Source organism: Allochromatium tepidum, from assembly GCF_018409545.1.
Lineage (GTDB): Bacteria > Pseudomonadota > Gammaproteobacteria > Chromatiales > Chromatiaceae > Thermochromatium > Thermochromatium tepidum_A.
Window position 1 is genome coordinate 1,248,110 of sequence record NZ_AP024563.1, and the last position, 12,483, is coordinate 1,260,592.

General features: G+C 65.2%; 15 protein-coding genes and 1 pseudogene. 8 read left to right on the forward strand and 8 right to left on the reverse strand.

Features of this window, described 5'->3' with window-relative positions:
- Both Atep_RS05910 and Atep_RS05915 read right to left on the reverse strand, forming a co-directional pair.
- Positions 1-387, reverse strand: a complete 387-nt coding sequence (locus tag Atep_RS05910; RefSeq protein WP_213380779.1) for a type II toxin-antitoxin system VapC family toxin — start codon at positions 385-387, stop codon at positions 1-3.
- Entirely contained in the window at positions 384-635 is a 252-nt protein-coding gene (locus Atep_RS05915) for a type II toxin-antitoxin system Phd/YefM family antitoxin (RefSeq protein ID WP_213380784.1), read from the reverse strand. Before Atep_RS05915 ends, Atep_RS05910 begins: the two co-directional genes overlap by 4 nt.
- A 279-nt stretch (positions 636-914) precedes the next feature.
- On the opposite strand from Atep_RS05915, the gene dnaE reads away from it, so the two are divergent.
- Positions 915-4,973 carry a DNA polymerase III subunit alpha gene (gene dnaE / locus Atep_RS05920; RefSeq protein WP_213380785.1) on the forward strand — a complete coding sequence of 1,353 codons (4,059 nt, stop codon included), beginning with the start codon at positions 915-917 and terminating at the stop codon, positions 4,971-4,973.
- An 11-nt stretch (positions 4,974-4,984) separates the two neighbouring features.
- On the opposite strand, the gene Atep_RS05925 is transcribed toward dnaE, so the two are convergent.
- The 3 genes and pseudogenes from Atep_RS05925 to Atep_RS05935 all read right to left on the reverse strand — a co-directional run.
- Complete coding sequence (locus Atep_RS05925) at positions 4,985-5,368, reverse strand: type II toxin-antitoxin system VapC family toxin (protein WP_213380787.1); 384 nt, start codon at positions 5,366-5,368, stop codon at positions 4,985-4,987.
- Entirely contained in the window at positions 5,365-5,616 is a 252-nt protein-coding gene (locus Atep_RS05930; protein ID WP_213380789.1) for a type II toxin-antitoxin system Phd/YefM family antitoxin, read from the reverse strand. The genes Atep_RS05925 and Atep_RS05930 overlap by 4 nt, the downstream gene beginning before the upstream one ends.
- Before the next feature lie 104 nt (positions 5,617-5,720).
- Positions 5,721-5,873, reverse strand: a pseudogene (locus tag Atep_RS05935) (peptide chain release factor-like protein); the annotation flags it as partial.
- Between the two features lie 151 nt (positions 5,874-6,024).
- On the opposite strand from Atep_RS05935, the gene Atep_RS05940 reads away from it, so the two are divergent.
- The 6 genes from Atep_RS05940 (at position 6,025) to Atep_RS05965 (ending at position 9,163) form a co-directional block, all read left to right on the forward strand.
- On the forward strand, positions 6,025-6,213 hold the full coding sequence (locus Atep_RS05940; RefSeq protein WP_213380795.1) for an RtcB family protein: 189 nt from the start codon (positions 6,025-6,027) through the stop codon (positions 6,211-6,213).
- Entirely contained in the window at positions 6,170-6,415 is a 246-nt protein-coding gene (locus Atep_RS05945; RefSeq protein ID WP_272876310.1) for an RtcB family protein, read from the forward strand. The genes Atep_RS05940 and Atep_RS05945 overlap by 44 nt, the downstream gene beginning before the upstream one ends.
- A 32-nt stretch (positions 6,416-6,447) precedes the next feature.
- On the forward strand, positions 6,448-6,930 hold the full coding sequence (locus Atep_RS05950; RefSeq protein ID WP_213380797.1) for a hypothetical protein: 483 nt from the start codon (positions 6,448-6,450) through the stop codon (positions 6,928-6,930).
- 44 nt (positions 6,931-6,974) lie between these two features.
- Complete coding sequence (locus tag Atep_RS05955) at positions 6,975-7,529, forward strand: hypothetical protein (RefSeq protein WP_213380799.1); 555 nt, start codon at positions 6,975-6,977, stop codon at positions 7,527-7,529.
- Between the two features lie 205 nt (positions 7,530-7,734).
- Complete coding sequence (locus Atep_RS05960; RefSeq protein ID WP_213380801.1) at positions 7,735-8,103, forward strand: HPF/RaiA family ribosome-associated protein; 369 nt, start codon at positions 7,735-7,737, stop codon at positions 8,101-8,103.
- Between the two features lie 130 nt (positions 8,104-8,233).
- Positions 8,234-9,163 carry an NAD(P)H-binding protein gene (locus tag Atep_RS05965; RefSeq protein ID WP_213380805.1) on the forward strand — a complete coding sequence of 310 codons (930 nt, stop codon included), beginning with the start codon at positions 8,234-8,236 and terminating at the stop codon, positions 9,161-9,163.
- A gap of 18 nt (positions 9,164-9,181) precedes the next feature.
- Here Atep_RS05965 and Atep_RS05970 read toward each other — a convergent pair whose 3' ends face one another.
- Positions 9,182-10,438, reverse strand: a complete 1,257-nt coding sequence (locus Atep_RS05970; protein WP_213380806.1) for a glycerate kinase type-2 family protein — start codon at positions 10,436-10,438, stop codon at positions 9,182-9,184.
- A gap of 161 nt (positions 10,439-10,599) precedes the next feature.
- Here Atep_RS05970 and Atep_RS05975 point away from each other — a divergent pair, with 161 nt between their 5' ends.
- Positions 10,600-10,842 (forward strand): hypothetical protein, encoded by a 243-nt coding sequence (locus tag Atep_RS05975; protein ID WP_213380807.1) that lies wholly within the window; start codon positions 10,600-10,602, stop codon positions 10,840-10,842.
- 6 nt (positions 10,843-10,848) lie between these two features.
- Here Atep_RS05975 and tsaB read toward each other — a convergent pair whose 3' ends face one another.
- The gene (tsaB, locus tag Atep_RS05980) at positions 10,849-11,529 is read right to left on the reverse strand and encodes a tRNA (adenosine(37)-N6)-threonylcarbamoyltransferase complex dimerization subunit type 1 TsaB (RefSeq protein WP_213380809.1); all 681 of its coding nucleotides are present in this window, start codon (positions 11,527-11,529) and stop codon (positions 10,849-10,851) included.
- A 5-nt stretch (positions 11,530-11,534) separates the two neighbouring features.
- Positions 11,535-12,461 (reverse strand): hypothetical protein, encoded by a 927-nt coding sequence (locus Atep_RS05985; RefSeq protein WP_213380811.1) that lies wholly within the window; start codon positions 12,459-12,461, stop codon positions 11,535-11,537.
- Between the last annotated feature and the right edge of the window lie 22 nt (positions 12,462-12,483).

Below are 12,483 nucleotides of genomic sequence, written 5' to 3' on the forward strand. Positions count from 1 at the left end.
TCAGATCAGGCGCACCGGGCCGGGATAGCGCGCCAGGATCGGATCGGCCGTCAGCAGAACGATCCCCTCGACACTCGCCTGAGCCAGGAGCAGACGGTCGAAGGGATCTTTGTGAATGGGCGGAAGCAGCTCGACGGCCAGGGCGTGTCGGCTGGTGATCGGCAGTTCGAGATAGCCGTTGTCCAGCAGACCACGACGCAGTACGCGCCCGTCGACCTGGAAGTCGTCGCGTCCGAGCGCGCGCTTGATGGTGATCTCCCACAGATTCGCGGCACTGAACAGCAATTCGCTCTCAGGGGCTTCGAGCAGGGTCCGGGCCTCGGCCGACAGGTGCTCGGGCCGGCCGGCCGCCCACAGCAGCAGATGGGTGTCGAGCAGCCACTTCATGCGTCGTCATCCGTGCCGAACAGGCGTGCGATCTCGGACTCGCCCATGCGGTCGAAGTCCTCGGGGACCGCGACCTGACCGGCCATGAAGCCGAGCCGGCGTCGCTGGTTGGGCTCGGGTGTCGGGAGCGGCACCACCATGACCAGCGGCTTGCCGGACTTGGCGATGACGAAGGGTTCACCCTGCGCGGCCTGATCGACCAGGCGCGAGAGATGGGTCTTGGCTTCGTGGATATTGACGGTCTGCATGACACACCCCGATCGAACTAAGTCCAGTGAGTCTAGTCCGAGCTTGGGCGGGTTTCAAAGGCCGAAATCGTGCAGGCTACCGATGCTCTCTGCCGTCACTCGGAGCCGATCCGACCCAAGTCGCGGATCTCTCGCGACTTTTCCCGTTCCACTGCCGGGCGCCTATCCCGAACCCATTTTTGATGGATTTTTCCGTTTCGGACAGACCTCGGACCGGCCGTTAGACTAGCGTCCCCCGCTCGGGGTCGCCCCCCTTCTCAGCCGCCGCACAGGACTCCCGTGGACCCAACCTTCGTACATCTGCATCTGCATTCCGAGTATTCGCTGGTCGATGGCCTGGTGCGCATCAAGCCGCTGGTCAAGGCGGTCGCGGCGGCCGGGATGCCGGCGGTCGCCGTCACCGATCAGGGCAACCTGTTCTCGCTGGTGCGCTTCTACAAGGCGGCCGTGGGCGCCGGGGTCAAGCCGATCGCGGGGGCGGATCTCTGGGTGCGGAATCCGGAGGACGCCAATCAGCCGCATCGTCTGGTGCTGCTGGCTCAGGACGAGCCGGGCTATCGCAATCTGACGCGGCTGATCTCGCGCGGCTTCGTCGAGGGCCAGCATCTGGGGGTGGCGCAGGTCGAGCGTGATTGGGTGCTGGAGGCGCATCAGGGGTTGATCGCGCTCTCGGGCGGGCCGCGCGGCGACGTGGCCGAGGCGCTGCTCAAGGGCCGACCTGAGATTGCGGGTCAGCGGCTCGATGTCTGGCTGTCGGTGTTCGGGGATCGCTATTACCTGGAGCTGATGCGCACCGGACGTCCCCAGGAGGGCGAGCTGGTCGAGGCGAGCGTAGATCTGGCGATCCGGCGCGGCGTGCCTGTGGTCGCGACCAATGACGTGCGGTTCCTGGCGGCCGGCGACTTCGAGGCCCATGAGGTGCGCGTCTGCATCCATCAGGGCCGCACGCTCGACGACCCGCGCCGTCCGCGCGACTACAGCGAGGAGCAGTATCTGCGCACCCCGGCGGAGATGGCCGAACTCTTCGCCGATCTGCCCGAGGCGCTGGAGAACACGGTCGAGATCGCCAAGCGCTGCAACCTGGAACTCAAGCTCGGCAAGAACTATCTGCCGGTGTTCCCGGTGCCCGAGGGCATGACCACCGACAGCTTCTTCGCCGAGCAGTCGCGCCGGGGGTTGGAATGGCGGTTGGAGCGGATTCTCGACCGTGACGCGCCGGATTATGTCGAGCGGCGCCGGGTCTACGAGGAGCGGCTGGAAACCGAACTCGCGGTCATCATCCAGATGGGCTTCCCCGGCTATTTCCTGATCGTGGCCGACTTCATCCAGTGGGCCAAGGACAACGGCATCCCGGTCGGGCCGGGGCGCGGCTCGGGTGCCGGCTCGCTGGTCGCCTATGCGCTCAAGATCACGGATCTCGACCCGATCCAGCATGAGCTGCTGTTCGAGCGTTTTCTGAACCCCGAGCGCGTGTCCATGCCCGACTTCGATATCGACTTCTGCATGGAAGGGCGCGATCGGGTCATCGACTATGTGGCGCGCAAATACGGGCGCGAGGCGGTGTCGCAGATCATCACCTTCGGCACCATGGCGGCCAAGGCGGTGGTGCGCGATGTCGGGCGCGTCATGGGGCATCCGTACGGCTTCGTCGACAAGATCGCCAAGATGGTGCCCTTCGAGTTGGGGATGACGCTCGATAAGGCGCTCAAGGAGAGCGAGGATCTCAAACGCGCCTATGACCAGGACGAGGAGGTGCGGGCCATCCTCGACATGGCGCGCAAGCTGGAGGGGCTGACCCGCAATGCGGGCAAGCACGCTGGCGGCGTGGTGATCGCGCCGACGGTGCTGACCGATTTCGCGCCGCTCTATTGCGAACCGGGCGGGGTGAATCTGGTCACGCAGTTCGACAAGGACGACGTGGAGCAGGTCGGTCTGGTCAAGTTCGACTTCCTGGGGCTGCGTACCCTGACCATCATCGACTGGGCGCTCAAGACCATCAATGCCGGGCGTGCGGCCAAGGGCGAGCCGCCGCTCGACATCGAGCGCATCGATCCGCGCGACCGGGAGGCGTTCGATCTGCTCAAGCGTTGCGAGACGACGGCGGTGTTCCAGCTCGAATCGCGCGGCATGAAGGAGCTGATCAAGAAGCTCCAGCCCGATTGCTTCGACGAGATCACGGCACTGGTGGCGCTGTTCCGGCCAGGGCCGCTGCAATCGGGCATGGTCGACGACTTCATCGAGCGCAAGCATGGACGCGCCGAGGTCGCCTATCCGCATCCGGATCTGGAGCCGATCCTCAAGCCCACCTACGGCATCATTCTGTATCAGGAGCAGGTGATGCAGATTGCGCAGGTGTTGGCGGGGTATTCGCTCGGTGGGGCGGACATTCTGCGTCGCTGTCTGGCCGGCTCGACCGAAGTGGTCGATGCCGCGACCGGACGGCGGGTGACGCTGACCGAGATCGCCGCCGCGCCCGAGGTTTGGATCGGACGCGAGGTGTTCGCGCTCGACCTGAAGACCCAGAAGATCGTGCGCCGGCCGATCGACGCCGTCTATCACAATGGCGTGCAGGAGGTATTCGAGGTCACGACCCGCACCGGACGCCGGATTCAGGCGACGGCGACGCATCTGTTCTATACGCTCGTGGGCTGGAAGCCGCTGGGGGCCTTTGTCGAGGGCGAGACGATCGGACTGGCGGCACGGTTGCCGCTGGAGAGCGATGAACCTCAGTCAAGGATTGGCGTCGAGTCGGATGTCTTGTGGGATTTAATCGAGTCGATCCGCCCGCTAGGTGATATGGAGGTCTTCGATCTCACTATTCCCAAGCATCACAACTTCATCGCCAACGATTTTATTGCCCACAATTGCATGGGCAAGAAGAAGCCCGAGGAGATGGCCAAGCAGCGCGAAACCTTTGAGCAGGGTGCGCTAGCACGAGGAATTGATGGTCAGCTCGCCTCGCATGTATTTGATTTAATGGAATATTTTTCTGGTTATGGATTTAATAGGAGTCACAGTGCCGCCTACGCCCTGGTCAGTTACCAAACCCTCTGGCTCAAGGCCCACTATCCGGCCGCCTTCATGGCCGCCGTGCTCTCGGCGGACATGGACAACACCGACAAGGTCGTCACCCTGATCGACGAATGCCGGACGATGAAGCTCAGGGTCGAGCCGCCGGCGATCAATCGCTCCGACTATCACTTCACCATCGCCGACGACAAGACCGTCGTCTATGGTCTGGGCGCGGTCAAGGGCGTGGGTGAGTCGGCGATCGAGGCCATGCTGGAGGCGCGTCGTGCCGGCGGTCCTTTCCGCGATCTCTGGGACTTCTGCGGACGTATCGACCTGCAGCGGGTCAACCGCCGTGTGCTGGAGTCGCTGATCCGCGCCGGTGCGCTCGACGAACTCGGCCCCAACCGCGCTACGCTCATGGCCCAGCTGCCGCCGGCGCTCAAGGCCGCCGAGCAGTATCACAGCACCCGCGCGGCCGGTCAGGTCGATCTGTTCGGCGCGCTCGCACCCAGCGGGCCGCCCACACCGGACCCGCAACTCGCCCGCGAGACACTCGCCGACTGGGAGGACGAACAGCGTCTCCAGGGCGAAAAGGAGACGCTCGGACTCTATCTCACCGGACATCCGATCGATCGCTACGAGGACGAACTCAAGGCGATGGGTGGGGCGCGTATCGCCCGCTTGCTGGAGACCGACCGCGAACTCGGACGCCGCGACCGACGCGACCGCGAAAAACGCACCGTCGTCGGGTTGGTGGTCGGCGTGCGGCATGGCAAGACTCAGCGCGGACGCATGGGCTCGGTGGTGCTCGACGACCGCACCGGGCGCATCGAGGCCACGGTCTTCTCCGAGCTCTATGAACAGGTGCGTCATCTGCTGGTCGCCGACCGGATCCTGAGCATCACCGGTGCGCTCAACTTCGATGAGTTCCGCGACGCCTGGTCATTGCGCGCCGACAGTGTGCGGATCTTCGAAGAGGCACGCGCGACTGCCGCCGATCATCTGCTCCTGACGCTGGATCTGTCCGATCCGGTCGCCCATGCGCGCGGACTGGAGCGGGTCGAGGAACTGCGCGCGGTGCTGCTCGCCCATCGCGATACGGCGCGCGAGTCCAGTCTGCCGATCCGGTTGATCTACCGTCGTCCCGGTGCGGTCGGTGAACTGATGCTGGGGAGTGCCTGGCGCGTTCGTCCCGCCGATGCCCTGCTCAAGCAGTTGCGCCACTTGTTGGGCACCGAGAGCGTCCGTGTGTCCTATGAGCGCCCGGTCCAGCAGGCGCCCATGCCCGAGTTGCAGTCAGCGCCGCGATTGCGGGCGGTGTCCTGACAGACATGAAATCAAATAACGCCTTCAATGTCGGTTCTAGAAAAATCTCGCCCAACAAACAGCAAGCGGCATTCATACTGCTTGGCGACCGCGTAAGCAAAGCAGTCGCCGTAATTCAAAGACGCAGGATGATTTCCCTTGCCCCAGCACTCATACGCAAGCGCGACGCGCCGAGCAGCGTTTGCCGTGACCGGGACGACTTCGAAACCCAGCCCATCGATCAGTTCAGCCATGGCCCTGCCGACATGACGACGTCCCGCCACAATCAATGCCTCGGCAACAGTACCGGCGCAAATCAGCAATTCATCCTCGGTTTCGAGCGCCGTCATACAGGCTTCCGCTTCCGGCTCATTGAGCAGAATCGACATCAGGGCCGAGGTATCGACAACGATCATTCGGGCAAACCATCCTCACCGTAGAGGAAGTCCTGACTATGCGCGGCGCTCGGCCCTTCTGTCGGGGCCGCAGACGCACGCAGACGCTCCATCAGTGCTCTTCGGCTCCCGGCATCCGGTGTGGATTTGATCGGAACCAGGCGCACTGTGGCCTGACCGTAGCGGGTCAGGATCACATCGTCTCCAGCCTCGGCGCGACGCACCAGCTCTGTCAGTTGTCCCTTGGCTTCGGTCACTGAAATCTGCATCAGAGGCTCCTGAAGGGGTAGTGCTCAGATTGAGTTGGGTGTGATCCTAGACCATCCAATGGTCCGTTACAATGCTCTGAGTCAGCCGTTTCTACTAGCCCGAGTTGCGGCAGGGCCGATGAGCGGGCGGCATCGAAGCGCAGTTGCACGGCGCTCGCAACCTTGTTGACGTTCTGACCGCCGGGTCCGGGCGCGCGGATGAAGCGCTCGGACAATTCGGCATCGGGGATGAACACTGTGGGCGTGATCTGGAGCATGGTATGGATTGTGACGGGCACAGGCGAAGCGCGACAGGGTGTCGTGAATCGGCGGGTTATACTTTATCCTCAGAGCCGGCCTGAGCCGCCGCTACTCAAGGCCGTGAAGCCGTAAAGTTCCACTTCCGTCGCTTCGAGCACAAGAACCGACATGACCATCAAGCAAGTCATCACCGACGGCGACAAGCCGATCAAGGTCCGGACCGACGAACTGGATGCGCTCTCGCACGAGCAGTTGGTCAACCTCTCCAGGTTGCCGTTCATCCATCGTCATATCGCCGCCATGCCGGATATCCATGCCGGCCTGGGTGACGCGCAAGGGCGCGATCCGGGCGCGTGAAGGCGAGCTGGGGATCGTACTGGGCAGCATGGGCGCACGCAGCTACATCGTGCGCGGCAAGGGGAATCCCGAGAGCTTCTGTTCCAGCGCCCACGGCGCCGGGCGGCGCATGAGCCGCACCGCCGCCGAAAAGCAGTTCACAGCGGTTGATCTGGTCGAAGTCGTGCATACCCTCAAACAACTGGTCTGCATCAAGGGGTGAGGTCGCCAATGCCGATCATCTGGATTTTATCCGTGTGTTGGTTAGGCCTGAGCCTGCCGACCCAGGCCGACGACTGGAACGCCCGGCTGTCGGACGGCTCCGGCGTCGAGGTCGAGGCTTCCACGCATCGCGCCTGGCGCTTGGAGGACGGCCGACGCACCCCACTTTGGGATGGTGTGCATCGCCTGGAGGACGGCTCGGTCGTCATCGTGCGCGACGGCGTGGCGGTACCGAATCCAGCGATGCTGGAGACCTGGAACGAGGCGCCGCCGCGCCGACCGGGCATGACGGAACGCGAGTCCGAGACCTGCCGCGAACTGGTCCGGCGCGTCTGTGGCGAAGGCGAGGCTGAGAACGCGGCCTGTGCCGCCGGCGAGTCATGCCGACTGGCGCGCGAGCTGCTGGAGATGTCCGCCGAATCCCTGCCTCTGGAGGCCGAGATCCAGGCCGAATCGTCCGTCGGCACTCAGTGTCGCGAGGCGCTGACCAACGCCTTCTTCGCGCCCTGCCGCTGAGCCGCCGAACCCTCGCAACGCTCTACTCATATCGGAATCGATCCATGGCATTACGCATCAAGAGTCACTGGAAGGACGACGAGCGCGAACGCTCGCTGCCCGAGATCGCCGGCGCCCTGGCTTACATCGCCTGGCGCATCGCACTCGACAAGGCGATCAATCTGCACTGCGAGCGCTTCGTCTATCGCGACGACGCCCAGCGTCTGGCCGTGATCCGGGAGTATCTGGTGTTCCTGGTCCAGATCGCCGACCGTCTGGCACACGCCGATCTGGACGAGGACGACCGGCGCACCCTGATCGTCGAGTTTGCCAAGAAGCTCTTCGGCCATGTCCAGGACAACAGCCAGGATCTGCTCGGACCGGGCGACTACGGCGGTCCCTTCATCGCCCTGCTCGACACCCGCTCCGGCGAGTACGCCGAGTTCCAGTTCGCCGATGACGGTCCCAGCTACGCCTTCCTGCGCCATCTCGGCCATGAGATCCAGTCCATCATGGGCGAGTCCGAGGAGAACCGCTGGGTGATCGATCAGGTCATGGACAAGGACGGCTGGGACGCCTACAAGCACTTCGCGCGCGCCTATCGCAACCTCTTCGAGTGATTCGCTCTTGCATTTCGCGCGCTCGGGCGCCATGATCCGCCTGCCGTCGCGCGTCTCATGCCGTGCTCCCCTTGCGGCCTCCAGAGCCACTTCTGCGACGTGTTCAATCGACGAGGCACCTGCCCTCGGAGTCAATCTGCTCGACCCCCGTCATCGCGATCACACGCGCCCGGACCGGCGGTCGAGTCCACGGAGAATGTCATCTATGGTCTTAAAGATAGGCGGCGATATGCTGGCGCTGGACGCCGCTATCCGTCGTCAGATCGAAGCGGAAGCCCGTAAACTCACGGACCGCTTCCCCGGTGAGCCGATCGAGGCTCAGGTCAATGTCCAGGAAGAGTTCGATCAGTTGCACGGTCATCGCGTGCGCTGCGAACTGAGCGCCAAGCTCGGCGCCGGTCGTCAGGTGGTGGTGCGCGAGGCACGCAAGGTGGCCTCCGAGGCCATCAGTGAAGTCTTCACCGCCGCCCGCCGCAACGTGCGCCGTCTGCGCCGCCGGAGCGTCCTCGATCTCGCGCCCGCACCCAAGACGGTCGCGGCGCGTCCCGCCGGTGCTCAAGTCGCGACCCATTGACGCCCGCGAAGCCAACCTTGAGCGCGAGGTCTCCGCACCCATCTAGTGGGCATTCGGCCATGCGTGGTCCGGCGCCTGTCCATCCATTCGACGCCGGCACGGACTGGATTCAAACAGAGGAGAGCCTCCAATGAAGGTTGCGATCATCGGCGGGACCGGCTTCGTCGGTCTGTACATCACTCGTCATCTGCTGGCGGCCGGCCATGTGCCGCGACTGCTGGTGCGTCCGGGCAGCGAGTCCAAGGTCGAGCGCCCCGAGTCGTGCGAGATCGTCCACGGCAACGTGAGCGATCTGCCGTCGCTGGTGGAGTGCGTGCGCGGCTGTGACGCGGTCATCTATCTGATCGGCATCCTGCGCGAGTTTCCGGCGCAGGGCATCACCTTCGAGGCGCTCCAGTATCAGGGCGTGGTCGACACCATCGCCGCCGCGCAGGAGAACTGTGTCGGGCGCTTCATCCTGATGAGCGCCAACGGCATCCGTCCCGACGGCACCGCCTATCAGCGCACCAAGTACCAGGCCGAGCAGGCGCTCAAGGAGTCGGGTCTGCGCTGGACGATCTTCCGCCCGTCGGTGATCTTCGGCGATGCCGAGGGGCGGATGGAGTTTTGTTCGCAGATCAAGAAGGACATCATCGACAGTCCGCTGCCGGCGCCGCTGTTCCATGCCGGCCTGCTGCCGACCAAGGCCGGACTCTTCGAGCTGGCGCCGGTCAGTATCAAAGACGTCGCCGCGGCCTTCGTGCTGGCGCTCAGCGAGTCGCGCACCGAGTCCCAGACCTATTCGCTGTGCGGTCCCGAGCGGCTGAGCTGGAAGGCGATCCTCAGCACGATCGCCGCCGCTTCGGGGCGCACCAAGCTGATGGTTCCGGCGCCGGCGCCGGTGATCAAGGCGGCGGCGGGGCTGTTGGACCGCTTCCCCTGGTTCCCCATCTCGCGTGATCAGATCCAGATGCTGATGGAAGGCAATGTCTGCACCGAGAACGACGGCTTCGCGCGTCTCGGGTTGACGCCAACCCACTTCGGCGTCGACCAGCTCGGCTATCTGGCGCGCGGCGACTGAGCCAGTCTGGTCATCGGTTCAGAGCGCGGGCGGTGCCTTGTAGCCGAGGATCAGATCCATGACGTTGGTTCCGGTCGGCCCGGTGCGGATGAGATCCCCGCTCGCCTCCAGGAAGCGCCCGGAGTCGGCTCGTGCCAGACAGGTGCGGGCATCGAGTTCGATCCCACCGAGTTCGGCCCGCTCCAGGGTGCCGCCATCGACCAGGGCACCGGCGTCCTCGGTCGGCCCGTCGCTGCCATCGGTGCCGGCGCTCAGCAGCCGGACATCATCGCATCCAGCCAGCTCGATCGCGGCGGCCAGCGCCAGATGCTGATTGCGACCGCCGCGTCCAGGATGCTCGGGAAGCCGGACGGTCGTCTCGCCGCCCCAGACATGCAGACCGGGCACGCCGTCGATGAGCGTCCGGGCGAGCGCGCGGCCCTGATCGGCGGCCTCGCCCTCGATGAGATCCGGATACAGCCGGACGTTCCACCCCCTGGACTCGGCGGCCTTCACGACCGCCGCCTTGGCCAGCGACAGTGTGGCGACCAGTTCCATCTCGGGACCGTGTTCCGGTAAGGCGCCGCGCTCGGCGAGTCCGCGCGCGACCCAGCCCGCCAACCAATCCGGTAGAACGAGTCGCCCGACCTGATCGGCCAGATCCGGCACGGGCACCAGCGGCCCCGAGCCGATGATGCCCGGCGTATCTCCCGGTACGTCCGAGATGGCCAGTTGCCGGACGGGACGCCCCCCGAGGTGCCTCAGCAACCCGCCCGCCTTGAGACGCGAAACCGACTGGCGCACACAATTCATGGCGCCGATCGGTAGTCCGCTACCGAGCAACCAGGCATTGAGGGCGCGCAGTTCGGAGAGTCCCAGGCCGCTGACCGGTGCCTCGATCAGCGCCGAGGCGCCACCGGAGAGCAGGAACAGGACTTGTGTTTCGGCGGGTAGCCGGTCGAGGCTCGCCGGCAGACGTTCGCCGGCCGCGAGACTGCCGGCATCCGGCAGCGGATGACCGCCGAAACGGACCTCGATCCCCAGCCCTCGCCAACGCCCCGGATCGGCGTGTCCAGGCTTGGTGACGAGCATCCCGCCCCGGCAGGCCTCGCCGAGCACCTCGAGTGCGCCCAGCGTCATGGACTCGGCCGCCTTGCCGATGGCCGCGATCCAGACCGGCCCCCTGATCGGGCGCGTACTGAGCGCACGTTGCACCGAACGCGCACCTGAGACGGCGTCGAGCGCGACGGCCAGCAGTTCGAGGAGTGTATGACGCGGGTCCGGTGTGGGCTGCATCGATCGCCGTCAATTGACTGATTTCAATGTGTTCGCATCGATTCCGGGTGCAGACTGCCTGCTCCTGGGCGATCGGACGTCGCTCGTCTCGTCGCGCCGCACGTCCCGGTCATGGGAATGTCCGTGGCGGCCGACTGTTCGTCCAACGGAGCCGTAACCGGATGAATCTCTGTCCCAAATGCGACCGTCCGCTCTGGCCGTTCGCCATGATCCTGACCATCACCAGCGTCATCGCCTTTCTGACCTGGCTGATCCTGGGCCTCTCAGCGATCGAACCCTGGCAGCGCCTCCTGGTGACGCTGATCGCCTTCATCGTGGTCGGAGCGACCCTGCTGCACTATGTCGTCAGTTGTCTGAGGCGTCACTGCCGACACGAACACCCAGTCGTCCAGGGACGCTCCTGACGTGTTCTACGCAGGCGCGCGCGTGACCTGATCGCGCAGATAGACCGGCAGCGCCTGCTCGGCCGGAACCCAGCGCCCGGCCGTCAGTTCGGCGGCGGCCAGGAGCGCGATGTCCTGGGCCTCGCAGACCCCATCGGGATTCGTCCCGCTCAGCGCCGGTCCGAGCCGCCGGCTCAGCACCTCACCATGCACGCCCCAGCCCGGTCCCACACCCTGCCAGCCGTCACCCGTGGGCCGCGTGACCCGGTCGGGCGCGCAGACCTGCTCGGCGCAGCACAACTCGGCCAGATCACGCGCGCCGATCTCGTAGCAACCCCAGTAGACCTCGTCCATGCGCGCATCCAACGCGGTCAGCAGCCGGCGCTGTCCTTCACGCCTGAACTGGCCCTGGGCCATGGCCGCGAGTGTGGAGACCGGCACCACGGGCAACTCGGCGCCGAAGGCCGCGCCCTGGATGACCGAGGTCGCGATACGGATGCCGGTGAAGGAGCCCGGACCACAGCCGAAGGCCAGTGCATCCAGATTGCGCAACTCCAGACCGGCCTGTTCCAACAGGCGCTGCATCATACCGAGGATGAGTTCGCCGTGGCGGCGGGGTGCGAGAGTGAGTTCCTGAACGACGCCCTGGTCGACGAGGAGTGCGGCCGAACAGGTTTCGTTCGAGGTGTCGATGGCGAGTAGTTTCATGTGCTTCAAAGACTTTCGAGCCCGAGCGGCCGTCCGCCGAAGACGCCCGCTCCGAACGGGCCGCTCTCGAGTTCGTGGATATAGGGGTAGGGTGGTTGCAGTACCCAGCCGCGGAAGGCCGTGTCCAGACTGCCCATGAGCCGGCGCGGCGGCTCGTCGGCCGAGACCTCGACGATGAACAGGCGCAGACGACCCAGCATGGTATGCGGATCCTCCAGTCGGGTCTGGACCGCCCAGCCCGGCAGTCCGTCCATGAAGTATTCGCTCTGCGGCGCCGAGTCCTTGAGCTTGGCGGCCAGACCCAGCAGCAGCAGGGTCTTGTACTCGATCTCATGATCGAATTCGCCGATGGTCGCCGGCCGTTCGTCGAGATCCCAGAGTGACGTGGGCCGGCGCGAGGTCAGGTAGAGGTGCAGCTCGTGCAGATCGCGCCAGGTGCCCGCCGGCGGCGTCTTCTTCCACAGGATCGCATAGCGGATCTGACGGTTGGCGAAGCGGAACAGATTGCGGATCAGCCACAGGCGCTGGTGTTGCCGGCGTTCGTTCGGGACCGGATGCTCTTTGTCGAGCTGGTGGAGCGCGCGATCGAGGTTGACGAACATCAGGCGTCCGAGCCGCTGCTCCATGGTGAGACCACGGGCGCCGTCGGTTTCGCCCGCCTCGTCCGCATAGGGCTTGGGCAGTCCGGCACAGGTCTTGAGCACCGGAACCTTCAGCAGCGACAGGATGCTGAGGCGGCGGCCGGCCGAGAGCTCGGCCTTGCGCAGACTCTCCAGCACCAGGACGAGCGCCGGACCGGCTTGGCGTCCGCCGCGCGTCCTGAGTCCGGCCAGCCAGTCCTTCAGGGCCTCCAGATCCGTGTCGAAGCGCGGCCGCGCGCACTCGCGGATGGCGAGCGGCGAGGGGATGGATTGGGCGTCGAAGCTGAGCATTGGATTACTCCTGTCATGCGGA

Bases quoted from the DNA above. Each gene is read 5' to 3' on its own strand.
- Atep_RS05910 (WP_213380779.1), bottom strand. From the start codon at position 387: ATGAAGTGGCTGCTCGACACCCATCTGCTGCTGTGGGCGGCCGGCCGG.
- Atep_RS05915 (WP_213380784.1), bottom strand. From the start codon at position 635: ATGCAGACCGTCAATATCCACGAAGCCAAGACCCATCTCTCGCGCCTG.
- Atep_RS05925 (WP_213380787.1), bottom strand. From the start codon at position 5,368: ATGATCGTTGTCGATACCTCGGCCCTGATGTCGATTCTGCTCAATGAG.
- Atep_RS05930 (WP_213380789.1), bottom strand. From the start codon at position 5,616: ATGCAGATTTCAGTGACCGAAGCCAAGGGACAACTGACAGAGCTGGTG.
- Atep_RS05940 (WP_213380795.1), top strand. From the start codon at position 6,025: ATGACCATCAAGCAAGTCATCACCGACGGCGACAAGCCGATCAAGGTC.
- Atep_RS05945 (WP_272876310.1), top strand. From the start codon at position 6,170: ATGCCGGCCTGGGTGACGCGCAAGGGCGCGATCCGGGCGCGTGAAGGC.
- Atep_RS05955 (WP_213380799.1), top strand. From the start codon at position 6,975: ATGGCATTACGCATCAAGAGTCACTGGAAGGACGACGAGCGCGAACGC.
- Atep_RS05960 (WP_213380801.1), top strand. From the start codon at position 7,735: ATGGTCTTAAAGATAGGCGGCGATATGCTGGCGCTGGACGCCGCTATC.
- Atep_RS05965 (WP_213380805.1), top strand. From the start codon at position 8,234: ATGAAGGTTGCGATCATCGGCGGGACCGGCTTCGTCGGTCTGTACATC.
- Atep_RS05970 (WP_213380806.1), bottom strand. From the start codon at position 10,438: ATGCAGCCCACACCGGACCCGCGTCATACACTCCTCGAACTGCTGGCC.
- Atep_RS05975 (WP_213380807.1), top strand. From the start codon at position 10,600: ATGAATCTCTGTCCCAAATGCGACCGTCCGCTCTGGCCGTTCGCCATG.
- tsaB (WP_213380809.1), bottom strand. From the start codon at position 11,529: ATGAAACTACTCGCCATCGACACCTCGAACGAAACCTGTTCGGCCGCA.
- Atep_RS05985 (WP_213380811.1), bottom strand. From the start codon at position 12,461: ATGCTCAGCTTCGACGCCCAATCCATCCCCTCGCCGCTCGCCATCCGC.